Raw genomic sequence first — 22,331 nt, forward strand, 5'->3', positions numbered from 1 at the left:
ACGGTGCCTTACACACCCCCGCCCGAACTCGCATCCCTGAGCCTCACCGAACTGGCCGCGCAGGTGGCTGCGCGCAAGCTGCCGCCGGTCGACCAGTGGAGCCCACAGGAACTGGGCGACAGCGAGATGCGCATTGCCGCAGATGGGCGATGGTTTCATCAGGGTGGCGAGATTCGGCGTCCGGCAATGGTGCGAGCGTTTTCATCGTTGCTGACGCGGGACGAGCAGGGCCAACACTGGCTGGTGACGCCGTTTCAGAAGCTGGCCATCGCTGTGGAGGACGCCGCTTTCCTGGCGACCGATATGCAGGTGAAGCTGGATCCGGAGGGACGCCCTGCTTTGGCCTTCCGGCTCAACAGCGACGACCTTGTGATCTGCGGGCCGGACCATCCGCTGCGGATCGCAGGCACGGCCGAGATCCCGGCGTTTTACCTCGCCGTCCGAAACGGCACGGAGGCCCGGCTCAACCGCAGCACCTACGGACAGCTGATCGAGCATGCCCTGTCGCGGGGCAGCGGTGACCTTGCCGTGGAAAGTCTTGGCCAGCGCTTCGCGCTGGTGCCCGGCACATGAGCCTGCTGACAAGGCTTGCGCAGCTCTATGCCGAGGGACACCGGGAGCCTGCCAAGGAGCTTTACGAAGACTGGCGCCCCTGCCCGAGCACGGTTTGCGGCCCGCGGCTGTGCTGATTGCCGTGACCGAGCGACAGAACCATCCGGATGGCCCCGGAGTGCTCCTGATTCATCGGCCCTCGCACATGCGCGCGCATCCGGGGCAAGCGGCATTCCCGGGAGGCAAGCTCGACCCCGGTGAGACCCCGATCGAAGCCGCCCTGCGCGAAGCGAACGAGGAACTGGGCATCCGGCCAGAGGACGTGTCTGTGATCGGCGAAACCGACCGGTTCCGCACGGGCACGGGGTATGACATCACGCCGGTGCTGGCGATGGTCCCGCCTGACCTGCCGCTGCAACCCAACCCTGCCGAAGTGGCGGACTGGTTCGAGCCGCCGTTGGGCTTCCTGCTCGACCCGATGCAGCATGTCTGGCAATCGGCAGAATGGAATGGGCGCAAGGGGCGCTTCATCGAGATCCTGTGGAACGAGCATCGCATATGGGGCGTGACGGCGGCGATCATCTCCAATCTGGCAAAGCGGATGAGCTGGCATGACTGAACGCCTGCCCCCAGCAGCATGGACCGGGCGCGAGGACCTTGCGGCGCTGGTCACTGCGCTCGATCCGCAGGGTGAGGGCAATTGCCGCTGGGTTGGCGGAGTTGTGCGAGACACGATCCTTGGGCTTTCGCCGAAAGACGTGGACATGGCGACGACGCTTCTGCCGGAGGAAACCGTGGCTCGGCTGGGCCAGGCGGGGATCAAGGCGGTGCCGACCGGCATTGCCCACGGGACGGTGACTGCGGTTCTTGCAGGGGGCACGGTCGAGATCACGACGCTGCGCCGCGACGTGTCTACCGATGGCCGCCATGCGACGGTCGCGTACTCGACCGACTGGCGCGACGATGCGGCGCGGCGCGATTTCACGATCAACGCGCTCTACGCCGATCCTCGCACGCTGGAGGTGTTCGATTACCATGGCGGGCTGGCCGACCTCGCCGCCCGGCGCGTGCGATTCATCGGCGATGCCCGCGAGCGCATCCGCGAGGATTACCTGCGCATCCTGCGCTATTTCCGGTTTCAGGCACGGTTCGGTTCGCTTCCTGCCGACGCCGCTGCCGAACAGGCGGTGGCAGAACTCGCCGCCGGGATGAAAGGCCTTTCGCGTGAGCGGGTGGGCTGGGAGCTGATGAACCTGTTGGGCCTTCCCGATCCGGCCCCGACAGTGCGCCGGATGGCTGAGCTTGGCGTGCTGGAGCAAGTGCTTCCCGAGGCCGGAAGCGAGGAGTTGAATGTTCTTGCCGCTCTCATTGAGAACGAGCGCGCGGCTGGGGTGCAGGCCGTGGCGTTGCGGCGCTTGGCCGCGCTCCTGCCGCCCGACCCGCCGCTGGCCGAACAGGTCGCCGCGCGGCTGCGGCTTTCGGTGGCGCAGCGCAAGCGGCTCGCCAGTGCCGCGGCGCGCAACGCTGGGGAAGCGGACGGCCGGGCGCTGGCCTATCGCATCGGCATCGAGGAAGCGCGCGACCGGCTGCTCATCGGCGGCTCGTCCGTTGCCGCGCTGGAGGGCTGGACAGTCCCGATCTTCCCGCTGAAAGGGGGCGCGATCGTGGCTCGTGGTATTACGGCGGGCCCTGAAGTTGCGAGGCTGCTGCGCGCGGTTGAGGATCGGTGGATCAGCGAAGGCTTCCCGGACGACGCAAGAGTTTCAGCAATCCTTGATGAAGCCTTGGCGCGTACCAGCCAATAACGCGACTGATGCTGCGCAAGCCCGTGCCTAAGCCGGGAAGCGGCTTGAACCGCTTGAGCCGCTTGCGACCCGCAGCGGGCAAGGACCAAACGAGGTCTCGCTCGATCACAAGCTTGCGCGCATCCGGACGGAAGTTCTTGGAATCCGACCAGAAGGAACGGCACGCGGTGAGATAGAGCATTGGCCGTGCCTTATCGCTGTTATTGGCCTGACCGCGATGGCGGACCATGTAGTCCCAGATCATGCAGTCGCCGGGGAGCAGCGGGCTGGTTACAGGCGTGTCATTCGCGCCTTCGCCAGTGCTCGAGAGATGAGTGCCGAGAAGAAACTCGGTGCCACCGTTGATTCCATTCACTTCGATCAGGGGGATCGAAATGGTCAGCGCATAGGCGGGAAGACTGCCGGCAAAGGCGCTGCCCGGAAACAGATGCGCGTCGTCGGCGTGATACCCTTGCGTGGTTGCTCCGGGAAAGGAACTGATCACGCCGAACGATTCATAGACCCAGTCACTGCCCAGCGCTGCGCTGAACAGGATATCCAGCGCCGGATTGAGCAGCATATCAATGGCTGGGGCCATGCTGCGATCAATCGGAACCAGACCGTTCATGCGCTTTGTGCCGACGCTGAGATAGTCTTCGGGCCGGGGTGCGTCTGAATCATAGGCGCCGGGAACGCGGCGGCGAACATGGTCAGCAATTGACAGGACGACTGCCGGATCGAACAGACGCTCGAACACGATGACACCATCGCGGGCAAGGCGGATTGCGGCTTCGCTGGCCTGATGCGGGCCGAAGCGGCCGATCTGATCCACTGCTACCCCTTCCACTCGCGACGCTCTTCGGCAGCACGGAGCACCTCGTAGGAGACCTGCAGCTTCTGGAACTGCTCCGCCGCGGCCTTGTCGCCCGGCCGGACATCGGGGTGGACTTCCTTCGCCTTGGAACGCCAGGCCTTCTTCACCGCATCGAAATCGGCGTCCGGTTCAAGGCCGAGCGTTTCGAGGGCGCGCAGTTCGTCCCGGCTGCGGGTGCCATCGCCGGAACCGCCCCATTCGGCCCATGCGGCCTGCTTGAAGCCCGAGGCCTCGCCGCGCTCTTCGGCTTCGCGACGCTCGGCTTCTTCCTTGTCGAGCCCTTCGAAGTAGTTCCAGCCCTGGTTGTATTCTGCGGCGTGCTGCTGGCAGAAATACCAGCGATCAGGATTGTTGGGTGATTTGGGGGCCGGGCAATCACCCTTCTGGTCGCATCCGGCACGATCGCACAGGCGCACGGGCGCAGCCTCGAAGGCGCTGCCGTAGCCGCGCCAGCGGGGAAAGCCCCAGTCAGACGATCGTGTGTTGCGTGCCATTGCCTCAATCCCAAGCCAAACCCGCAGGAAAGGTCAAGATGGGTGTGGTGCCGGGAATGCGAAAGGCCCGAACCTTTCGGGTCCGGGCCTTGCCTGCATTGTAAGGGGATCAGTTGACCGTGACGGTGACCGCGCGGCGGTTGCGTGCCCACGAATCTTCATCCGAACCAAGCGCCAGCGGGCGCTCCTTGCCATAGCTGACGACGGTGACGCGCGAGGGATCGACGCCGAGGCTGACCAGGTAGTTCTTGGCCGCATTGGCGCGGCGTTCGCCCAGCGCGATGTTGTAATCACGCGTGCCGCGCTCGTCGCAGTGGCCTTCGATGGTGATCGACTTGGCCGGATAGCGCGCCAGCCACGAGGCCTGGCTTTGCAGGATACCCTGATCCGATGCGTCGATGTTGTAGCGGTCGGTGTCGAAGTTCACGGTGTCTGAGATGACCGACGCCACGAAATCGGCCTGACTGCCGGGCACGGGTCCGGTCGGCTGGGTCGTCTGAGGGGTGGTCTGCGTGGTAGTGGTGGTACCCGGCTCAGGCGGAAGCTGCTTGGGCTTCGACGCACAGGCACCGAGGCCAAGGGTGACAGCGGCAACGCCGGCAATCAGGATGGAGCGGTTCATGGGCATTCTCCTTTGGAGAGAGGGGAGAGATGGCGACGCAAGGTGCAATTTCGGCGATGCATTGACAAGGGCGCTGATCCTTCCTTGTTCAGGGCAGGACAGGGCCCCATGCAGGGTCTGAACCATCGACCGGCGTATTGAGTTTCCGCTCGTTGCGCCCGGTCAGGTCAACCTGCCAGATTCCGGTCTTTCCGCTGCCGCGTTCGGTGCGGAAGAACTGCACGATACGGCCGTTGGGCGACCAGGTCGGAGCTTCGTCCTGCCAGGAATCGGTGAGGAAGCGCATGCCCTTGCCATACGGATCGGTCACGGCAATGCGGAAGTTGCCGCCGATGTGGGTGAAGGCGATCTGGTCTCCGCGAGGTGACCATTCGGGCGTGGCGGCGCGACCGCCGAAAAAGCTGATGCGCTTCTGGTTCGAACCGTCGGCGTCCATCACGTAGAGCTGCTGGCTGCCGGAACGGTCGCTTTCGAAGACGATCTTGCTGCCATCGGGCGAGTAGGAGCCGCCGACGTCGATGCCGGGGCTGTCGGTCAGGCGGGTGGACTGGCCGCCGGTGGCGGGGACGCGATAGATGTCGGTGTTGCCGGCAATAGCCATCGAATAGAGAATCCATTTGCCATCGGGCGACCAGCGCGGGGCGAAGGTGGGGTTGGTGCTGGACGTCACCAGCGTCTGCTGGCCGGTGCCGACGTTATAGACGTAAATGCGCGGCGCACCGTTGAGGTAGCTGAGGTAGACGATCCGGCTGTAATCCGGCGAATAGCGCGGGGTCAGCGCGGTGGCCTGGCCATTGGTGATGAAGCGGTGATTGGCGCCATCGGAATCCATGATCGCCAGCTGCTTGCGGCGGCGATCCTTGGGCCAGTCTCGGCGATATAGGCGATCTTGCTGTCGAAGAACGGGCTTTCGCCCGACAGGCGCGAGTAGACCATGTCGGCGCACTTGTGTGCGGCGCGCCGCCATTCCTCGGGCTTGACGACATAGCCCTGCCGCGCGAGTTCGGACCCAAGGGCAACGTCATAGAGATAGCAGCCGACAGTCAGGCGGCCATCGTCGTTGGCCTTGACGAAGCCCTGCACCAGCATTTCAGCAGAACGTCCGCGCCAGGTATCGAAGGTGGGGGCTGCGACTTGCGGGAAGGCGACTTCGGGGAGCTGGTCGGGGCCGACCGGCTTGAACAGGCCGTTGTTGCGCAAGTCGTTGAAAACGACGCGGGCGACGTTGCGGCCAAGCGCTTCGGTGTTGCCACCTTCGGCTGCGGTCGCAACCGAGGCGTTGGTCGGGAAGGACGGGATAGCGATGCCGAGGTCCTGCCACTCGTTCTCGTCGGAGACGGAACCGGTCAGCCCCTCGTCGGCAGGCGCCTGTGCCGCGGTCGATGAAGGGAGCGTGGCCTGCTGGGCGGCGACAAGCGCAGGCATCGAGACAAGCCCTGCGGCAAGAACGAGGAAACGCATCTTCATTGGGACAACTTCCTGTCAAAGCGGAAGGCGGTGACGCGCTTCCAGCCCGAATAGTAGGTATCGGGCAGATCGAATGGAGCAGCAAGCTGCACGGCGCGGATGGCCTGTTCGGCATGGCGCTTGGCTTGCGCTTCGTTGGCAGGGGTGATGCCCTGTTGATCGACGACGCGAGGGCGACCGGCGAGGCTACCGTCCGGGTTGAGATCCCAGGCGAGGATCGTGATCAGCTTGTCGGCATCGACGCCCTGCGGCGCTGCCCAGTGCGGCTTGATCTGGCGCGAGATGGCGCTGGCAAGAGACGCCTTGACCTCCGGACCTATGGTGGCGGCGGGCGGTGTCTTCGCCGTGCCGGGCCTGGTCGCGCCGGGGATGCCGGAGAGGAAGTCCGAGCCGATGCGGCTGCCGCCGGACGGCGCGTCTGGGCGGCGGCGCGGACTGGCGTCTGCGGGCTTGGCGGGAGCGGGCTTGGCGGGCGTTGCCTTCGCTGGAGCAGGCTTTGCAGGCGCAGGCTTGGGCGGCGCGGGCGCAGGCCGTGGCGGGGCTGGCCTCGGCGGTGCCGGCTTCGGCGGGGCAGGCTTGGGTTGCGGCTGGGGCTTGGGCGCAGGCTTGGGAGGTGCGGGCACCGGCTTTGGCTTAGGCTGCGGGACCGGCTGCGGCTTGGGCGGCGCAGGCACCGGCTTCGGCGGCTCGGGGATCGGCTGGGGTTGCGCTTCGGGCTCGGGCGCAGGCTCGCCGAGTTCGGGCGCGACATCGGGTGCCGCCTCGGCCATCGGGTCGGGCGAGGTCGACTGGTCGGCGATTTCGTCGGAGAAGGTCACTTCCATCCGCTGCGGCGGTGGCTTGATCGTCTTGCCCGGCGGGGAGAGCATCAGGAAGCCGAGCAGGCCGGCGTGGGCCAGCGCGGCGATGGCCAGCCCTGCCCCTTCCTGCTTCGAGAGTCCTTCTGCGGTGGGTTCGCGCATCGCTTCCAAGCCTATTGCGGCGCGGCTGAACTGTTGGTGACCAGCGAGATCGACTTGAAGCCCGCAGCGTTCAGCTCGCCCATCACGGCGGCAACGCGGCCCCAATCAAGCACGCGATCTGCGCGCAAGGTGACGAGCGGGGGCTTCGGACCTTTCTGCAGGCCGGCAAGGCGGTCAGTCAGTTCGCCGGGAGCAAGCTGCTGGTCGTCAAGGAAAACTGCGCCCTGCGCGTCAATGGTAACGGTGATCTGGTCCTGCTGCTGGTCGAGCGGATCTGCCTTGCTGTCGGGCAGGTCGACCGGCACACCCGCCGCCAGCATTGGTGCGGTGACCATGAAGATGATCAGCAGCACGAGCATGACGTCGACAAGCGGGGTGACGTTAATCTCGCTCATCGCGGCGCGCCCGCCACGGCCTCTGCGACCGCGACCGCCTCCGCCGCCCGAACCCATGGACATCGCCATGCCTCAGGCCTCCAGTTCGCGGCTGAGCGTGGCGTGGAAGCGGTCGGCGAAGCGATAGAGCCGGGTTTCGAAGCGGTTCACGCGGTGTGAAAAGCGGTTGTAGGCGATGACCGCCGGAATGGCCGCGAACAGACCAATGGCGGTGGCGAACAGCGCTTCGGAAATGCCAGGTGCGACCACGGCCAGCGAGGAGTTCTGCTGTGCGCCGATGTTGAAGAAGCTGTCCATGATGCCCCACACCGTGCCGAACAGGCCAACGAATGGCGCCACCGAGCCGACGGTCGCCAGGAAGTTGAGGCGGCTGGCGAGCGTGTCGGTTTCCGTTACCACCGCGCCATCGAGTGCGCTGTTGAGGCGCTGGCGCGTGCCTTCGCGGTCAATTGCCTTGCCCGACGTGGACCGGCGCCATTCCATCAGCGCCGCGTTGACCACGCGGGCCGAGGGCAGGTCGCGGCCCTTGTTCTCCTTCTGGAACTGATCGATGTCGCGCGCTTCCCAGAACTCCTTCTCGTACTTGTCGCAACCACGCTGGACACTGCCCATCTTCAGCGAGAACCCGATAATGATAGTCCACGTCCAGATGCTGGCGAGCACGAGCCCGACCATGACCCCCTGGACGACATAGTCCGCATCGAGGAACAGTTGCACGGGGTTGAGCGAAGTCGGCGCGAAGGCAACGCCATTGGCGAGCATCGGGAGAATCATGCGGTTTCCTGTCCTTCGGGAGCAGTTGCAATTGTCTGGAAAGCGGCCATCCATTCGCGCGGTTGGCGACGGGGGCGACCATTCGGCGCGACGAAGGCGACGCGCACCCTCGCTTCGCACAGAAGCGTCTCGTTCCTGAACGCACGCTGCACGATCCAGCAGGTGGCAGGGGAAAGTTCGTCCACGTGGCTGCGGATGAGCACTTCGTCATCCAGCTTGGCAGGCCGCAAGTAGCGCAGGTTCATTTCGCTGACGGCATAGGCGCCCTCGCCCGCTTCGTGGGCGGCACGCTGGTCTATGCCGAGCAGACGCAGCATGTCTGACCGGGCGCGTTCGAACCAGCGCAGGTAGTTGGCGTGATAGACGACAGCCGAAAGGTCCGTGTCCTCGAAGTAGACGCGGACCGGGTAAAGGTGCTGGGAGCCATCGAACTGGCCAGAGGGGGCAAGCGGCAGGGACATTCGTTGGCAACCCTACCCTTGCGACGAGTCGAAGGGCAAGGGGTGGTTAACGTCTTACCCCCGTGTTCGCCCCGTTCAGCGCACCAGCATCGGGCCAAGCGGCTGCCCGGCGAAGAGGTGAACGTGCAGATGCGGCACTTCCTGATGGCTGTTGGTGCCGGTGTTGGCCAGCAGCCGATAGCCCGGAGCCACCAGGCCGAGATCACGCGCGACCTTGCCCACGGCGCGGACAAAGCCCGCGATTTCCGCTTCGGACGCTTTTTCGGAGAAATCGTCCCAGCACACGTAGGCCCCCTTGGGGATCACGAGGACGTGGGTCGGTGCCTGCGGATTGATGTCGTGAAACGCCAGCGCATAGTCATCTTCGTAGACCGTGCGATTGGGGATCTCCCCGCGCAAAATCTTGGCGAAGATGTTCTGGTCATCGTAGGGGAGCGTTGCGTCAACGGCCATGTCAGTTGCTCCGGCTGGCTTTTTCGGCGATCCCCGAGGTGCCTTCGCGCCGCTCGAGCTCGGCCAGAACTTCAGCGATCGGCACGTCCTTGGCAGAGAGCAGCACCATCAGGTGGAAGATCAGGTCCGCCGCTTCGCCGATGAGTTCCTTGCGGTCTCCGGCGAGCGCGGCGATTACGGTCTCGGTGCCTTCCTCCCCCACCTTCTGGGCGATCTTGGCCAGACCTTTGGCGTTGAGTTTGGCAACATAGCTGGCGGAAGGGTCGCCCGCGCGACGCTGGGCTATCGTGGCTTCGAGCCGCCCAAGGATTTCACCGTGTTCCATGAGCCCCGCAATGGCGCGGAACAGGCGTGCCGGTCAACCCCGGCGCTTGGCGATGTGGCGGCCGACGATCAGGCCGACGAGGCCCATGCCGAACAGGGCGCCATCAGTGGGTTCGGGGATCGAGATGCCACTCGACTGCGCCATGGCTGGCGCGACCGACAGCAGGACTGCAAGGAGGGACGTTCCGATACGAAGCACGAGCAAGCGACCTTGATTGTTAACGCCAAGCTCTTGCCAGATCGGAGGTTTCCGTAAAATCCCTTAGTTCAGATGATTAATGCCCCATCTTGGGACTCAGGACCTTGCAGGCAGTCCTGCGGCCCGAAGCGCGGCATGCGCCTCGGCAATCGAGTGCGTGCCGAAGTGGAAGATCGAGGCTGCCAGCACGGCACTGGCATGGCCCTTGGTCACGCCTTCGACAAGGTGATCGAGGCTGCCGACGCCGCCGCTGGCGATGACCGGGACCGGTACGGCATCGGCGATGGCGCGGGTAAGTTCGAGGTCGTAGCCCTTTTGCGTGCCGTCACCGTCCATCGAGGTGACGAGCAATTCGCCCGCGCCAAGCGTGGCAAGGTTGACCGCGTGGGCCAGCGCGTCGATGCCGGTGGCCTTACGCCCGCCGTGTGTGAAGATCTCCCACTTGCCGGGAGACACCCGCCGCGCATCGACCGAACCGACCACGCACTGCGCGCCGAACTTCTCGGCAATGTCGCGCACCAATTCGGGCCGGGCGACTGCGGCGGAATTGACCGCGACCTTGTCCGCCCCGGCGAGGAGGAGGGCGCGGGCGTCTTCGACTGCCCTGACCCCGCCACCGACGGTGAGCGGCATGAAGCAGACTTCAGCCGTGCGCGCGACGACATCCAGCAGCGTGCCGCGACCTTCGTGGCTGGCAGAGATATCGAGAAAACACAGCTCGTCCGCGCCAGCCTTGTCGTACGCACGGGCCTGCTCGACCGGATCGCCGGCATCGCGCAAGTCGACGAAGTTGACGCCCTTGACCACGCGGCCATCGCGGACATCGAGGCAGGGGATGACGCGGACGCGGACGGTCATGGCTCAATCCTTCGTAAGCCCTCTCACCTTCAGGGGAGAGGGTTGGGAGAGGGGCTGGCGCAACATGCCCCTCTCAACTTCGGCTAGTCAGCAAGCTGACAAGCCTTCGTATCTCTCCCCTGAAGGGGAGAGAGCAAGACCTTAAGCCTCGGCCATCGCGATCGCAGCGGCAAGATCAAGCTTGCCTTCAAACAGCGCGCGGCCGGTGATGACGCCTTCGATGCCGTCGACCTCGTGAATCTTGAGCATGCGGATGTCGTCGATGCCCTTGACACCGCCGCTGGCGATAACCGGGATGTCGACGCGGCGGGCGAGTTCGACGGTAGCGTCGAGGTTCACGCCCTTTAGCAGGCCATCGCGGCCAATGTCGGTGAAGAGCAGGCTGGCGACGCCTGCGTCCTCGAAGCGGCGGGCGAGATCGACGACCGAGACGTCCGAGACGTCGGCCCAGCCCTCGGTGGCAACCATGCCGTCGCGCGCGTCAACCGCGACGACGATGCCGCCGGGGAACTCCTTTGCCATGTCCTTAACGAACTGCGGGTCCTTGAGCGCAGCGGTGCCCATGACGACGCGGCTGACGCCCAAGTCGAACCAGCCCGAGACCGCCTCGCGCGTGCGGATGCCGCCGCCGAGCTGGACGTGGCCGGTGAAGGACTTGAGGATGCCTTCGACCGCCTCGCGATTTTCGGCCCGACCGGCAAACGAGCCGTCGAGATCGACGACGTGGAGGTATTGCGACCCGGCCTCAGCGAAGAGGCTTGCCTGATGGGCGGGGTTATCGCCGTAGACCGTGGCGCGGTCCATGTCTCCTTCGGCGAGGCGAACGACCTGGCCAGCTTTCAGGTCAATGGCGGGAAAGACGATCATGGAGCGCGCGCCTAGCAGGCGATCACGCGGAACGGAAGGCTTCCTTCGGCACATGCGTGATCCGGCAGGCAAGATCAGCTTCGCCCGAGGCAACGACGTAGCGATCCTCGAGTTCGGCAATGCCCGTGGTGAAGACAACGTCGCGCAGATAAAGCAGGTCTTCCAAGGGCCGGGTCAGTTCGGCATTGGGTTCGAGCAGAGGGGTGTGACTGCCGCCGATGGTCTTCCACGGCTCGTCCGCATCGAGCAGGGTCCAATAGGTGCGGTAGATGCCGACGATCTCCTTCGGTTCGACGCCATGCCAAAGGGTAAGCCAGCCACGCTTGCCGTCGACCTCGGTCAGGATGGGAGGCGTGCCGCCACCCATGCGAGCGGTGGCCGCGGTGCCGGCGTGAGGGCGAATGCCCGGCTCGACCCGTGGCCTCCAGTGCAGAGCGTCAGGAGATGAGGCGAGGTTGATCGAGGGACCGGAGCGCCACTCGCTGCCCGGTGGATAGGCGAAATACAGATCGCCCAATGGCCGGGTCTGCGCCCAGTACTCGCCATGGACTAGCCCCTCGAAGATCAGCATGTCCTTGTTCTGGTGATCGAGCACGATACCTTCGAAGTACCAATCGAGGCCGTTCTCGGACGAATAGAGCGTGGTCGAATGGCGCTCCGGGCTGACCGAACAGGTGGTCATCAGGTAGGCGCCCTCCCCATGCGTGAGATGCGGGCGTCCTCGGTGCCGTAGCACTGGAACGAGCCTTGGGGCGCAATCGCCTTGTCGTAGTGTATTGCGACCACGTTCAGACCGTCGGGCGACATTTCGACCGGGAGAAGCCACGACAGCGAGGTCAGCGCCATGATCTTCCAGCCGCCGCCGTGGAGCAGGAACTTGCGCGGGTCCGAAGTGTCGGCGAGCTCCAGCGGCCAGCCATCGAGGACATAGCCGCCTTCGTGCCAGCGGATCGCGTGGACCTTGCCGTCACGGATTGGCTGGCGCAGCGCTTCGGCAACGCGGACCATGAACAGCAGGTTGCCGTTCGGCAGCACCGTCATCCCGGGGTTGAAGGCCCCTAGCACGTATGTCTCGGCATCGAAGTGACCGCGCAAGGGGGATTGCGCGAGGTCCACCATGAAGGGCGTGAACACCAGACGGTCGAACGGAAACGTGGTCATGCGGCAAGAGCCTCCTTCAAAGGAAGAAAAGGCCCGGGTGCGCGTTACAGTTCCCTCAGGCTAACCGGTCAAGGCTTCCATTCAAGGAAGCGGGCGAGCAGCGAAAGGCCGTAGGACTGGCTCTTTTCCGGGTGGAACTGCACGCCAAGGATATTGTCGCGCGCCACCGCCGCGACGATACCGCCGCCGTGATCGCTCATTGCCGCTATGTGCGCGCCCTCCTCGGGCACGAAGTGGTAGGAGTGAAGGAAATAGGCCTCGCCCGGTTCGAGCAGTTCGGCACCGCCCTGATGCGGCATCGGAGCGACGTCGTTCCAGCCCATGTGCGGCACCTTGATCGACGGGTCGGCCGGCTCGATCACGCGCACTTCGCCGCCGATCCAGCCAAGGCCGTCGGTCGTGCCGAACTCGATGCCGCGATCGGCGAGAAGCTGCATGCCGACGCAGATGCCGAGGAAGGGGGCGCCGCCGACGAGGACGCGCTCTTCCATCGCTTCGACCAGGCCGGGTACGGAGGACAACGCCGAGATACAGGCACGGAATGCACCGACCCCGGGAAGCACGATTCGGTCCGCAGCGCGGATGACGCTGGGATCGGACGTCACCACGACGCCTTCGGCACCCGCTGCTTTCAGGGCGTTGGCAACCGAGCGGAGATTGCCCGCGCCGTAATCGACCAGCGCAAGGGTATCAGCCACCGAGGATGCCCTTGGTCGAAGGGACGGCATCGGCCTTGCGCGGATCGATGGTGATCGCCTGACGCATGGCGCGGGCAAAGCCCTTGTAGATGCCTTCGATGATGTGGTGGTTGTTCGAGCCGTAGAGGCTTTCGATGTGCAGCGTGATGCCGGCCGCCTGGCTGATCGACTGGAACCAGTGCTCGAACAGCTCGGTGTCCATCTCGCCCAGGCGAGGCTGCGTGAAGGCAGCCTTCCAGATCAGCACCGGACGGCCCGAAATGTCGAGCGCGACGCGGCTCAGTGCCTCGTCCATCGGCGAATAGGTGTGGCCGTAGCGGGTGATGCCCTTCTTGTCGCCCAGTGCCTGGGAGATGGCCTGGCCCAGCGCAATGGCGCTGTCCTCGGTGGTGTGGTGCTGGTCGACGTGGAGATCGCCCTTCACCCGGCATTCGATGTCGATCAGCGAGTGGCGGCTGAACTGCTCGATCATGTGATCGAGGAAGCCGATGCCCGTTTCCACCTTGTAGGTGCCGGTGCCATCGAGGTTCACCGACACGGCAATGTCGGTTTCCTCGGTCTTTCGCGTGATCGATCCGGTGCGCATGGGAAAGCGCCTATACGCCGCTCCGGTTTAGAATCAATGTCCGTCCCCACTTGACCCGAACGGCCGGGAGGTCAGTTGTGGCGGCATGAGCGATGCACCTGACAGCCTGATCCCCTACGACGAAATCGTGCAGGAGGCGCTGCGCGCCGTGGTCGGCAGGGTGCTGGGCGAAGTTGCTGCCGGCGGCGGGATGCTGCCGGGCACCCACCACTTCTATATCACCTTCAAGACCGGCGCTCCCGGCGTGGACATTCCGCAGCGTCTGCGCGAGCGTTTCCCCGACGAGATGACGATCGTGCTGCAGAACAAGTTCTGGGACCTCAAGGTCGAGGCAGATCAGTTCAGTGTTGGCCTTTCGTTCAACCAGATTCCTTCGACCCTGGTGATTCCGTTCTCGGCCATCACCGCCTTCGTTGATCCGGCAGTCGATTTCGGCCTGCAATTCCAGGCTGTTGTCGATGACGAGGCCGAACCGGTTGAGCCGGCCGAGAATGATTCGCCGGAACCAGCCGACACGCCTGCCGTTGAGCGGACCGAGGACGGGTCGAACGTCGTCACGGTGGATTTCGGCAAGAAGAAGTAAGGGGCTCTGCCCCGCTGACAGAGGGCAAGGGCATGGCGAAGAAGGGCAAGAAACTGGCCGATGCGGCAAAGGACGCCGCTGACAAGGTGCCTGCTCCCAGCCCCAACCCGATGACCAACCTGATTCTGGCGGATATCGCCCTGCGTGCCGGTGGTTCGCTGCTGCGCCGTGGCGTCGAGAAAGGCCTGATCGGGACAAAGATGGGTTCGAAAAAAGCGGGCCGCGTTATCCAGGGACGCACGATGATGCAAACCTTGGTCGGCACCGCCATTGCCCGCGTCGCCACACGCTCTGTGCCCGGCGCGATCGTTGTCGGTGGCGGCCTGCTGGCCAAGACCCTCTATGACCGCCGTCGCAGCAGAACCGCCGAGGCAGAGGGCGAAGCTGCAATCGAGGAACAGGCCGAGCGCGGCAAGAAGAGCTGAGCGGAACCATCCCCACTTGACCATGCGGGAAGCGATGCGCCACTAGCGCACATGGTTCACGAGTCCCAAGACGACGACACCCTGCACCGCCGGGGCCTCATGCTCATCCTGTCCTCGCCCTCCGGCGCCGGCAAGACGACGATCGCGCGCAAGCTTCTGGCCGAGGACAACGAGATCGCTGCGTCGGTCTCGGTCACTACGCGACCGATTCGTCCCGGGGAAGTCGAGGGCAAGGACTACTACTTCGTCGACAAGGTCGAGTTCGACCGCATGGTCGAGGCCAACGAGTTCTACGAATGGGCGGTGGTCTTCGGCAACTGCTACGGCACGCCCAAGGCGCATATTCGTGACCGGCTGAAAGCCGGTGGAGACGTGCTGTTCGATATAGACTGGCAAGGCACCCAGCAGCTTTACCAGAAGGCGCAAGCCGATGTGGTGCGCGTGTTCATCCTGCCGCCGAGCCTTGAAGAGCTGCGCCGCCGCCTGACCGGGCGCGGTACCGACACGGCCGAAGTGATCGCGGCGCGGATGGACCGGGCCCAGGCCGAGATCAGCCACTGGGACGGTTACGACTACGTGGTGATCAATGACGATGTCGAAGGCTGCTTTGACAAGGTCCGCGAGATCCTGGCCGCCGAGCGCATGAAGCGGACGCGCCAGACCGGACTGATCGACTTTGTGCGCGGGCTGATGCGCGGCTGAAGTGGCAATGGTGCCCCCACATGTATGAGGGCACCCAAGTAATCTTCCCGATCAGTGACCTGACGGATCGATTGCATTGTCCGGGATCCAGCCGTTGACGATGCCGCCATCGATCGGCAGCGGCGTTCCAACGACATAGTCGCCGGCGCGGCTGGCGAGGAAGATTGCGCCACCTGCCATATCTTCGATCGTGCCGATCCGTTTGGAGGGAATGCCCTTGGCAGAGGCTTCGGGATTCTTGGCCGCAGCCTTGTTCATTTCGGACGGGAACGCGCCCGGACAAATGCAGCTGGCGACGATCTGGTCCTTGATCAGGCGGGCAGCCATGCGGCGGGTGAGATGGATCAGCGCCGACTTCGAAGCCTGATAGCTGTAGGTTTCCCACGGATTGACACGCAGGCCATCGACTGAGGCGATATTGATGACTTTCGCTGGCTGCTCCTTGCTGGCGGCAGCCTTGAGCAGACCGTGCAGCTTCTGCGTCAGGAAGAACGGGGTCTTGACGTTGAGGTCCATGACCTTGTCCCAGCCGACTTCCGGAAAATCCTCGAAGTCCGCGCCCCATGCGGCACCGGCGTTGTTTACGAGGATGTCGAGCTTGCTTTCGCGGCCGGCAAGGTCGGAAGCGAGTTGTTCGATGCCGGCAACGTTCGAGATATCACCGGGAAGCGCGATGCACTTCTCGCCGAGGCGGGCGGCAGTTTCCTCGACCACGGCGGCCTTGCGGGCGGTGATGTAGACGCGCTCGCACCCGGCAGCGATGAAGCCTTCGGCAATCATCTCGCCGATCCCGCGCGAACCACCGGTGACGACCGCGACGCGGCCTTCAAGGCTGAAGAGCTTGCTGAAATCCATGTGTTGTTCCTCTGCGCGCCCGTTTTCCGGGTCGTGTCCCCCTCCCCGCCGGGGAGGGGCGATTGCATCAATAGCCGCTGAGCTGGGCCACGCGTTCGGCGTGGTAGTACTGGTCGCCCATGAACTCGGCGAGCGAACGGTCGCGCTTCATGTATAGGCCGATGTCGTATTCGTCGGTCATGCCGACGCCGCCGTGCATCTGCACGCCTTCGCGCACCGAGAGGTTGCAGGCCTTGGCAGCCTTCGCCTTGGCGACGGAAACCATGAGGTCTGCTTTCTCCGAATTGCCATCGAGCAGCTGCTGCGCCTTGATGACCGCGGCTTCGGCGATCTCCAGTTCGGAATAGAGGTGCGCGGCGCGGTGCTGCAGCGCCTGGAACTCACCGATCAGCTGGCCGAACTGCTTGCGCGTCTTGAGGTAGGCGGTGGTGATGTCGAATGCGCCCTGCCCTACGCCGGTCAGTTCAGCGGCAGCGCCGATGCGGCCGGCGCGGATGACCTTGTTCAGCAATTCGCGCCCACCATCGACTTCGCCGATCACGCAATCGCCGTCGAGCTCGACATTGTCGAAGGTGACGTTGCTGGCCATCGCGCTGTCGACCAGACGCAGGTTCTCGTGAGTCACGCCTGCGGCATCCTTCGGCACCGCGAACAGCGTGATGCCGTCGTTGTCGGTATCGCTGCCCGAGGTGCGCGCAGCGACGATGATTGCGTCAGCCGATGCGCCCTGCACCACGAACGCCTTGCGCCCCTGCAGGCGGAAACCGTTGCCGGCCTTCTCGGCCTTGCAGGCAATGCGTTCGGGCGGTGCTTGGGGCCTTCATCGACCGCCACGGCCAGCACGCTGTCACCTGCGATCACACCGGGGAGCCAGCGGCCGCGCAGTTCGTCCGAACCGCCGGACAGCGCGGTCACGCCCATGACCGAGGTGGTCAGGAACGGCGACGGCGTAAGGTTGCGACCGATTTCGCGCAGGACGATGCCCGCCTCGACGTGGCCCATGGCAAGGCCACCATCAGCCTCGGTGGCAAGCATGCCGGTGAGGCCCATTTCGGCAAACTGCTTCCAGAGGGCGTGGCCGAAGCCATCCTGGCAGTTCATTTCGCGATAGTGGCGCAGCTGCTTCTTGATGCCGCCTTCATCGGCCATGAAGCCGGTGACGCTCTCGGCCAGCATGGCCTGATCTTCGGTGTGGTAAAGGGGCATCGATCAGGCTCCCGGCAGTTCGAGGATGCGTTTGGCGACAACGTTGAGCATGACTTCGCTGGTGCCGCCCTCGATAGAGTTGGCCTTGGTGCGCAGCCACGAGCGCGACGGCGAACCGCCATTGGTACGCTCGCTCTCCCATTCAAGCGCGGTTGCCCCGCCTGCCGACATCAGCAGTTCGTGGCGACGCTTGTTCAGTTCCGTGCCGGCGTACTTCATCATGTTGGGCTGTGCGGGATGGGCACGGCCGACCTTGGCCTCATCGAGGAACTTCTCGCCCATGCAGGCATAGGCCAGCGCATCGACGTCGAACATGGCGAGGTCTGCGCGCAGGATCGGGTCTTCGAGACCATTGCGGGCAACGACAGCGCCAATGGCGTTGAGGCGGTCACCGCCGCCGGCGCCCGAGATCATCTCGCGCTCGTGACCGAGCAGGTACTTTGCGACATCCCAGCCGCGGTTCAGCTCGCCGACAATCTGGTTCTTCGGCACGACGACGTTGTCGAAGAAGGTTTCGCAGAACGGCGAATTGCCGCTGATCAGCTTGATCGGCTTGGTCGTCACGCCCGGGGTGGTCATGTCGAACAGCAGGAAGCTGATGCCCTGGTACTTGTTGGTCTTGTCGGTCCGGACGAGGCAGAAGATCCAGTCGGCCTTGTCGGCGTAGGAGGTCCAGATCTTCTGGCCGTTGACGACCCAGTGATCGCCCTTGTCCTCGCCGAAAGTCTGCAAGCTGACGAGGTCCGAGCCCGAGCCGGGTTCGGAGTAGCCCTGGCACCAGCGGATTTCGCCGCGGGCGATCTGGTTGAGGTAGTGAACCTTCTGCTCTTCCGTGCCGAACTTCAGCAGCGCGGGGCCGAGCATCCAGATGCCGAAGCTGGACAGCGGCGGACGCGCGCCGATGCGAGCACATTCCTCGCGCCAGATCTTCGCTTCGGCCGGAGACATGCCGGCGCCGCCATAGGGCTTGGGCCAGTCGGGCACGGTGTAGCCCTTGGCGGCGCAGCGCTCCATCCAGGTCTTCTGCGCTTCGTTCTTGAACTTGAAGTTGCGTCCGCCCCAGCAGACGTCGCCCTCGTCACGGACGGGTTCACGCATTTCGGCAGGGCAGTTCTCTTCAAGCCATGCGCGGATTTCCGCGCGGAAAGCATCAAGGTCTGACATGGTTATGCTCCTCTCTTAATCGGAAGGTTAAGGCGAGTCGCGATGGTCTGGCAAGCGCGGATTTGCGGCACCTTTCCTGCGCTTTGGGGCAAATCGTGCATGCCGTAGCGTAAACCCCATCGCCATTGACGGACGGTCTTTCGCGCCTAAGCTGACGTAAACGTAAAACGACATAAAAACGCTGGAGAGAGGGATGCGATTCAACGGCAAGACGGTCGTCGTGACCGGCGCAGCTTCGGGAATCGGACGGGCGACCACCATCGCCTTCGCGGCCGAGGGGGCGACGGTCTACGCGGCGGACATCGACGAGGCCGGCCTCCTGGCGACGGCGAGCGCATCCAACGGCAAAGTCGTTACCGCCCGCTGCGACGTCACGCGTTGCGAGGACATCAAGGCCCTGATGGACCGTGCTGCCGCAGAAACTGGCGGCATCGACTCGGTCTTCAACAATGCCGGTGCTGGCGGAGACCGCGCACCGATCGACGAGATCGAGCCCGAAGGCTGGGACCGGACGATGGACCTGCTGCTTCGCTCCGTCGCGTTCGGCATCCGCTACGCCGTACCACACATGATCGGACGCAAGGGCGCGTCGTTCGTCAACACGTCCAGCGTGGCCGCAGTCGGCCCGGGCTATTCGCCCACCGCCTATGCAGTCGCCAAGGCTGGCGTCCTGCACCTGACCAAGGTCGCCGCGGCAGACCTCGCCAAACACCAGATCAGGGTGAACGCGGTGCAGCCAGGCTTCATCAACACCAATATCTTCACCGCTTCGCTGGAGATGCCGGCCGAAATGGAGGCGCAGGCCAAGGGCGTGATTGCCGCAATGTCGCAGCAGGCGCAGCCCGTGGCGCGGGGCGGGCAGCCTGACGACATTGCGCAGGCCGTGCTGTTCCTTGCCAGTGAGGCGGCAGGATTTGTTACAGGCACATCGCTGATTGTCGACGGCGGGATCACCATCGGGCCGCGTCATAGCTGGGACCCGAATATGCCGGGCCTGTTCGACGCGCTTCAGCAGATGGTCGACAGCGGAAAGGCTGCATGATCCCGATCGAAGGTCGCGTGCCGACCCGGCTCGCCTTGGCGAACGGGTTGGGCAGTGTCGCCTATGGCGTGAAGGACAACGGCTTCGCCACGTTCCTCTTGCTCTTCTATAACCAAGTGCTCGGCATGGATGCGCGGCTGGTCAGCCTTGCCCTGCTGATAGCGCTGGTCTTCGACGGGTTGATCGACCCGATCGTCGGGCATTTCAGCGACCGTACGCGCACGGCCTGGGGGCGTCGCCTTCCGTTTCTCTACATCGCCCCGATCCCTCTCGGGTTCGCATGGATCTTCCTGTGGTCACCCATTGGCGAGCCGAGCTTCCTGATGCTGCTGCTCTCGGCAATCATGGTCCGGGCGCTGGTTGCCATGTGCGAAGTGCCTTCGGCAGCGCTGGTGGCGGAGATCAGCCGGGACTACGACGAGCGCACGCGCCTAACGCGCTTCCGCTTCCTGTTCTCGTGGGGCGGCGGGCTGCTGATGCTGCTGCTTGCCTACGGGGTATTCCTGCCAGATGCGATGCTGGCTCGGGAGGGCTACCGCAATTACGGGCTGTTCGGCGCAGGACTTATGGTCACCTGCGTCCTCGTCTCGGCAATCGGGCAGCATCGCGCGGTGGCAGCGTGGCCGCCTGAGCGTGAGGCCAGCAAGAGCGCCTTCGCCTCGTTGGGGGAGATCCGGGAAAGCTTTTCCCACCCTGCATGCCTCATCGTGATGGCCGGGATTGCCGCTGCACTTACAGCGCAAGGCATCACCTTTGCGCTGTCAAACTACCTCTACCTATACGTCTGGAAATTTACCCCCACTGCATTGCAGGCATTTCCATTTCTGCTTTTCGCCAGCGTCGTGGGTGCCTCGATGCTGGTCGGGCGGGCACAGAAGCGCTGGGGCAAGGCCGGGACGGTGATGCGGATGGCCCCGATCGGCATGGTGTTCTGGGCCGGACCACTGATGTTGCGCTGGCTCGGCCTGTGGGCTCCTGACGGAACGACCGCATCGCTTGGCATGATGTTCGCCTGTACCTTGCTGTCCAACACCTTCACCGTGACCGGCACGATGACCTTGTGGTCGATGGTCGCCGACGTGGTGGAGGCATCCGAGGAGCAGACCGGGCGGCGATCCGAAGGGACGCTTTCGGCGGGCGCGTTCCTTGCCTCGAAGTGTGCGGGCGGACTGGGCGTATTCATCACCGGCCTATTGCTCAGCTATGCCGGGCTTGAGGCGAACACAGCGCCGGATGCCGTCCTGCCGGAAGTCACCCACCGCCTGAGCCTCGCCTATGTCGCGAGCATTGCGGCTCTCGCCGGGCTCACAGCTTTCGTCGTGCGGCACTTCCCGATCGACCGCGCAGCGCATGAGGCGCGTCTGGCGCGGCTCGATCAGGTTGCAAAGGCCGACCCCGATGCGGCGGGCCTTCACCCCTGACGATGAAATGACCTTGATCAACGACATGACTTAATCGGTCACTTAATTTTCGCTTGAATTCGCACATGGCCCGATGGACAGTGCCGGGCAACCAAGGAGAGGCTCATGGATTTCGAACCGACCGACCGCCAGAAGTACTGGCGTGACCGCGTCCGCCAGTTCATCGAGGACAACGTCCGCCCGCGCTATAAAGACTACAAGGCCGAACAGGCGACGGGTGACCGCTGGAAGGTGCTGCAGACGGTCGAGCAGGAGAAGGCCAAGGCCAAGGCTGCCGGAATCTGGAATCTGTTCATGCCGCCGCGCAATGGCGGTCACCATCACGTCGAGGAAAGCTTCGAGTTCGAAGGCCCGGGCTTGACCAACCTTGAATATGCGCTCTGCGCCGAAGAAATGGGCCGCATCGGCTGGGCCAGCGAAGTGTTCAACTGCTCGGCACCCGATACCGGGAATATGGAAGTGTTCCATCGCTACGGCACGCTGGAGCAGAAGGAGCGGTGGCTGCGCCCACTGATGAACGGCGAGATTCGCTCCGCCTTCCTGATGACCGAGCCGGCAGTGGCCTCGTCGGATGCGACCAATATCGAAACCTCGATCCGCCGCGAGGGCGACGAATATGTGATCAATGGCCGCAAGTGGTGGTCGTCGGGCGTGGGCGATCCGCGGTGCAAGATCGCCATCGTCATGGGGAAGACCGACTTCGAGGCCAAGCGTCACCAGCAGCAGTCAATGATTTTGATGCCGCTCGATGCGCCCGGCGTTGAGATCGTTCGTCACCTGCCCGTCTTCGGCTATGACGACGCGCCGCATGGCCACATGGAAGTGGTGATGAAGGACGTGCGTGTGCCGGCGTCCAACATTCTCCTTGGCGAAGGACGAGGCTTCGAAATTGCGCAAGGGCGCCTCGGGCCGGGCCGCATCCATCACTGCATGCGCACCATCGGCGTGGCCGAGGAGGCGATTGCCAAGATGGCCAAGCGCCTGCAATCGCGCGTGGCATTCGGCAAGCGCGTGGCTGATCAATCGATCTGGGAATGGCGCATCGCGCAGGCCCGCATCGACATCGAGATGACCCGCCTGCTCTGCCTCAAGGCGGCGGACATGATGGACAAGGTCGGCAACAAGTCGGCGGCGCTGGAAATTGCGATGATCAAGGTCCAGGCGCCGAACATGGCATTGCGGATCATTGACGATGCGATCCAGGCCCATGGTGGCGGCGGCGTCTCGGAAGACTTCGGTCTTGCGGAAGCCTATGCCCACCAGCGCACCTTGCGACTGGCCGACGGACCCGACGAAGTTCATGCCCGCGCCATCGCCCGTATCGAGTTTGCCCGCCATTCGGAATTGCCAACTGGCGACCGTGGCTTCAGCTCGGGCGATCTGGGCGTGGCTCGGTAAGGAG

At 64.3% G+C, this 22,331-nt stretch carries 25 protein-coding genes and 3 pseudogenes; 9 read left to right on the forward strand and 19 right to left on the reverse strand.

The window, feature by feature from the left end; genetic code table 11:
- Positions 1 to 3 precede the first annotated feature (3 nt).
- The 3 genes from C7W88_RS00990 (at position 4) to C7W88_RS01000 (ending at position 2,357) form a co-directional block, all read left to right on the forward strand.
- Positions 4 to 573, forward strand: coding sequence for a DUF1285 domain-containing protein (locus C7W88_RS00990; RefSeq protein WP_118072171.1), 570 nt, complete (start codon positions 4 to 6; stop codon positions 571 to 573).
- Positions 574 to 694: 121 nt separating this feature from the next.
- Positions 695 to 1,171: a CoA pyrophosphatase gene (locus C7W88_RS00995; protein WP_370073162.1), complete on the forward strand. Its 477-nt coding sequence runs from the start codon at positions 695 to 697 to the stop codon at positions 1,169 to 1,171.
- Positions 1,164 to 2,357 carry a CCA tRNA nucleotidyltransferase gene (locus C7W88_RS01000; protein ID WP_118072172.1) on the forward strand — a complete coding sequence of 398 codons (1,194 nt, stop codon included), beginning with the start codon at positions 1,164 to 1,166 and terminating at the stop codon, positions 2,355 to 2,357. The genes C7W88_RS00995 and C7W88_RS01000 overlap by 8 nt, the downstream gene beginning before the upstream one ends.
- On the opposite strand, the gene C7W88_RS01005 is transcribed toward C7W88_RS01000, so the two are convergent.
- The 16 genes and pseudogenes from C7W88_RS01005 to hisB form a co-directional block, all read right to left on the reverse strand.
- Entirely contained in the window at positions 2,284 to 3,183 is a 900-nt protein-coding gene (locus C7W88_RS01005; protein WP_118072173.1) for a phytanoyl-CoA dioxygenase family protein, read from the reverse strand. The two genes, C7W88_RS01000 and C7W88_RS01005, sit on opposite strands and share 74 nt — an antisense overlap.
- On the reverse strand, positions 3,171 to 3,704 hold the full coding sequence (locus tag C7W88_RS01010) for a J domain-containing protein (RefSeq protein ID WP_118072174.1): 534 nt from the start codon (positions 3,702 to 3,704) through the stop codon (positions 3,171 to 3,173). Before C7W88_RS01010 ends, C7W88_RS01005 begins: the two co-directional genes overlap by 13 nt.
- A gap of 109 nt (positions 3,705 to 3,813) precedes the next feature.
- On the reverse strand, positions 3,814 to 4,326 hold the full coding sequence (pal, locus tag C7W88_RS01015) for a peptidoglycan-associated lipoprotein Pal (RefSeq protein WP_370073163.1): 513 nt from the start codon (positions 4,324 to 4,326) through the stop codon (positions 3,814 to 3,816).
- A gap of 88 nt (positions 4,327 to 4,414) precedes the next feature.
- A pseudogene (gene tolB / locus C7W88_RS01020) lies at positions 4,415 to 5,793 on the reverse strand (Tol-Pal system beta propeller repeat protein TolB).
- The gene (locus C7W88_RS01025) at positions 5,790 to 6,755 is read right to left on the reverse strand and encodes a hypothetical protein (RefSeq protein WP_118074494.1); all 966 of its coding nucleotides are present in this window, start codon (positions 6,753 to 6,755) and stop codon (positions 5,790 to 5,792) included. The pseudogene tolB and the gene C7W88_RS01025 overlap by 4 nt, the downstream one beginning before the upstream one ends.
- An 11-nt stretch (positions 6,756 to 6,766) precedes the next feature.
- Positions 6,767 to 7,219: a biopolymer transporter ExbD gene (locus C7W88_RS01030; RefSeq protein ID WP_205525229.1), complete on the reverse strand. Its 453-nt coding sequence runs from the start codon at positions 7,217 to 7,219 to the stop codon at positions 6,767 to 6,769.
- A 3-nt stretch (positions 7,220 to 7,222) separates the two neighbouring features.
- Complete coding sequence (gene tolQ / locus C7W88_RS01035; RefSeq protein ID WP_118072176.1) at positions 7,223 to 7,924, reverse strand: protein TolQ; 702 nt, start codon at positions 7,922 to 7,924, stop codon at positions 7,223 to 7,225.
- On the reverse strand, positions 7,921 to 8,385 hold the full coding sequence (locus C7W88_RS01040) for a YbgC/FadM family acyl-CoA thioesterase (RefSeq protein WP_118072177.1): 465 nt from the start codon (positions 8,383 to 8,385) through the stop codon (positions 7,921 to 7,923). The genes tolQ and C7W88_RS01040 overlap by 4 nt, the downstream gene beginning before the upstream one ends.
- A 75-nt stretch (positions 8,386 to 8,460) precedes the next feature.
- Complete coding sequence (locus C7W88_RS01045) at positions 8,461 to 8,838, reverse strand: histidine triad nucleotide-binding protein (protein WP_118072178.1); 378 nt, start codon at positions 8,836 to 8,838, stop codon at positions 8,461 to 8,463.
- Between the two features lies 1 nt (position 8,839).
- On the reverse strand, positions 8,840 to 9,163 hold the full coding sequence (locus tag C7W88_RS01050; RefSeq protein WP_118072179.1) for a phosphoribosyl-ATP diphosphatase: 324 nt from the start codon (positions 9,161 to 9,163) through the stop codon (positions 8,840 to 8,842).
- A gap of 33 nt (positions 9,164 to 9,196) precedes the next feature.
- The gene (locus C7W88_RS22430; RefSeq protein ID WP_162895848.1) at positions 9,197 to 9,361 is read right to left on the reverse strand and encodes a hypothetical protein; all 165 of its coding nucleotides are present in this window, start codon (positions 9,359 to 9,361) and stop codon (positions 9,197 to 9,199) included.
- A 96-nt stretch (positions 9,362 to 9,457) separates the two neighbouring features.
- A complete protein-coding gene (gene hisF, locus C7W88_RS01055; RefSeq protein ID WP_118072180.1) occupies positions 9,458 to 10,219 on the reverse strand; it encodes an imidazole glycerol phosphate synthase subunit HisF in 762 nt (253 codons plus the stop codon).
- Between the two features lie 141 nt (positions 10,220 to 10,360).
- Positions 10,361 to 11,086: a 1-(5-phosphoribosyl)-5-[(5-phosphoribosylamino)methylideneamino]imidazole-4-carboxamide isomerase gene (hisA, locus tag C7W88_RS01060; protein ID WP_118072181.1), complete on the reverse strand. Its 726-nt coding sequence runs from the start codon at positions 11,084 to 11,086 to the stop codon at positions 10,361 to 10,363.
- A gap of 22 nt (positions 11,087 to 11,108) precedes the next feature.
- Positions 11,109 to 12,247, reverse strand: a pseudogene (locus tag C7W88_RS01065) (glycosidase).
- Positions 12,248 to 12,315: 68 nt separating this feature from the next.
- Entirely contained in the window at positions 12,316 to 12,945 is a 630-nt protein-coding gene (hisH, locus tag C7W88_RS01070; RefSeq protein WP_118072182.1) for an imidazole glycerol phosphate synthase subunit HisH, read from the reverse strand.
- Entirely contained in the window at positions 12,938 to 13,531 is a 594-nt protein-coding gene (gene hisB / locus C7W88_RS01075) for an imidazoleglycerol-phosphate dehydratase HisB (RefSeq protein WP_118072183.1), read from the reverse strand. Before hisB ends, hisH begins: the two co-directional genes overlap by 8 nt.
- A gap of 85 nt (positions 13,532 to 13,616) precedes the next feature.
- On the opposite strand from hisB, the gene C7W88_RS01080 reads away from it, so the two are divergent.
- The 3 genes from C7W88_RS01080 to gmk are packed head-to-tail and all read left to right on the forward strand — an operon-like array spanning position 13,617 to position 15,241.
- A complete protein-coding gene (locus tag C7W88_RS01080; protein ID WP_118072184.1) occupies positions 13,617 to 14,114 on the forward strand; it encodes an SspB family protein in 498 nt (165 codons plus the stop codon).
- Positions 14,115 to 14,146: 32 nt separating this feature from the next.
- The gene (locus C7W88_RS01085; RefSeq protein ID WP_118072185.1) at positions 14,147 to 14,539 is read left to right on the forward strand and encodes a hypothetical protein; all 393 of its coding nucleotides are present in this window, start codon (positions 14,147 to 14,149) and stop codon (positions 14,537 to 14,539) included.
- Positions 14,540 to 14,590: 51 nt separating this feature from the next.
- On the forward strand, positions 14,591 to 15,241 hold the full coding sequence (gene gmk, locus C7W88_RS01090; RefSeq protein ID WP_118072186.1) for a guanylate kinase: 651 nt from the start codon (positions 14,591 to 14,593) through the stop codon (positions 15,239 to 15,241).
- A 51-nt stretch (positions 15,242 to 15,292) separates the two neighbouring features.
- On the opposite strand, the gene C7W88_RS01095 is transcribed toward gmk, so the two are convergent.
- The 3 genes and pseudogenes from C7W88_RS01095 to C7W88_RS01105 form a co-directional block, all read right to left on the reverse strand.
- The gene (locus C7W88_RS01095) at positions 15,293 to 16,096 is read right to left on the reverse strand and encodes an SDR family oxidoreductase (protein WP_118072187.1); all 804 of its coding nucleotides are present in this window, start codon (positions 16,094 to 16,096) and stop codon (positions 15,293 to 15,295) included.
- Between the two features lie 67 nt (positions 16,097 to 16,163).
- A pseudogene (locus tag C7W88_RS01100) lies at positions 16,164 to 17,302 on the reverse strand (acyl-CoA dehydrogenase family protein).
- A 3-nt stretch (positions 17,303 to 17,305) separates the two neighbouring features.
- Positions 17,306 to 18,466: an acyl-CoA dehydrogenase family protein gene (locus C7W88_RS01105; protein WP_118072188.1), complete on the reverse strand. Its 1,161-nt coding sequence runs from the start codon at positions 18,464 to 18,466 to the stop codon at positions 17,306 to 17,308.
- A 193-nt stretch (positions 18,467 to 18,659) separates the two neighbouring features.
- Between C7W88_RS01105 and C7W88_RS01110 the strand changes: the two genes are divergently transcribed.
- From C7W88_RS01110 to C7W88_RS01120, 3 genes are all read left to right on the forward strand, one after another.
- Entirely contained in the window at positions 18,660 to 19,508 is an 849-nt protein-coding gene (locus tag C7W88_RS01110) for an SDR family NAD(P)-dependent oxidoreductase (protein WP_118072189.1), read from the forward strand.
- The gene (locus tag C7W88_RS01115) at positions 19,505 to 20,929 is read left to right on the forward strand and encodes an MFS transporter (RefSeq protein ID WP_118072190.1); all 1,425 of its coding nucleotides are present in this window, start codon (positions 19,505 to 19,507) and stop codon (positions 20,927 to 20,929) included. The genes C7W88_RS01110 and C7W88_RS01115 overlap by 4 nt, the downstream gene beginning before the upstream one ends.
- 105 nt (positions 20,930 to 21,034) lie before the next feature.
- Positions 21,035 to 22,327 (forward strand): acyl-CoA dehydrogenase family protein, encoded by a 1,293-nt coding sequence (locus tag C7W88_RS01120; protein WP_118072191.1) that lies wholly within the window; start codon positions 21,035 to 21,037, stop codon positions 22,325 to 22,327.
- Positions 22,328 to 22,331 lie beyond the last annotated feature (4 nt).

Origin of the sequence: Novosphingobium sp. THN1 (genome assembly GCF_003454795.1) — a bacterium.
Taxonomy (GTDB): domain Bacteria; phylum Pseudomonadota; class Alphaproteobacteria; order Sphingomonadales; family Sphingomonadaceae; genus Novosphingobium.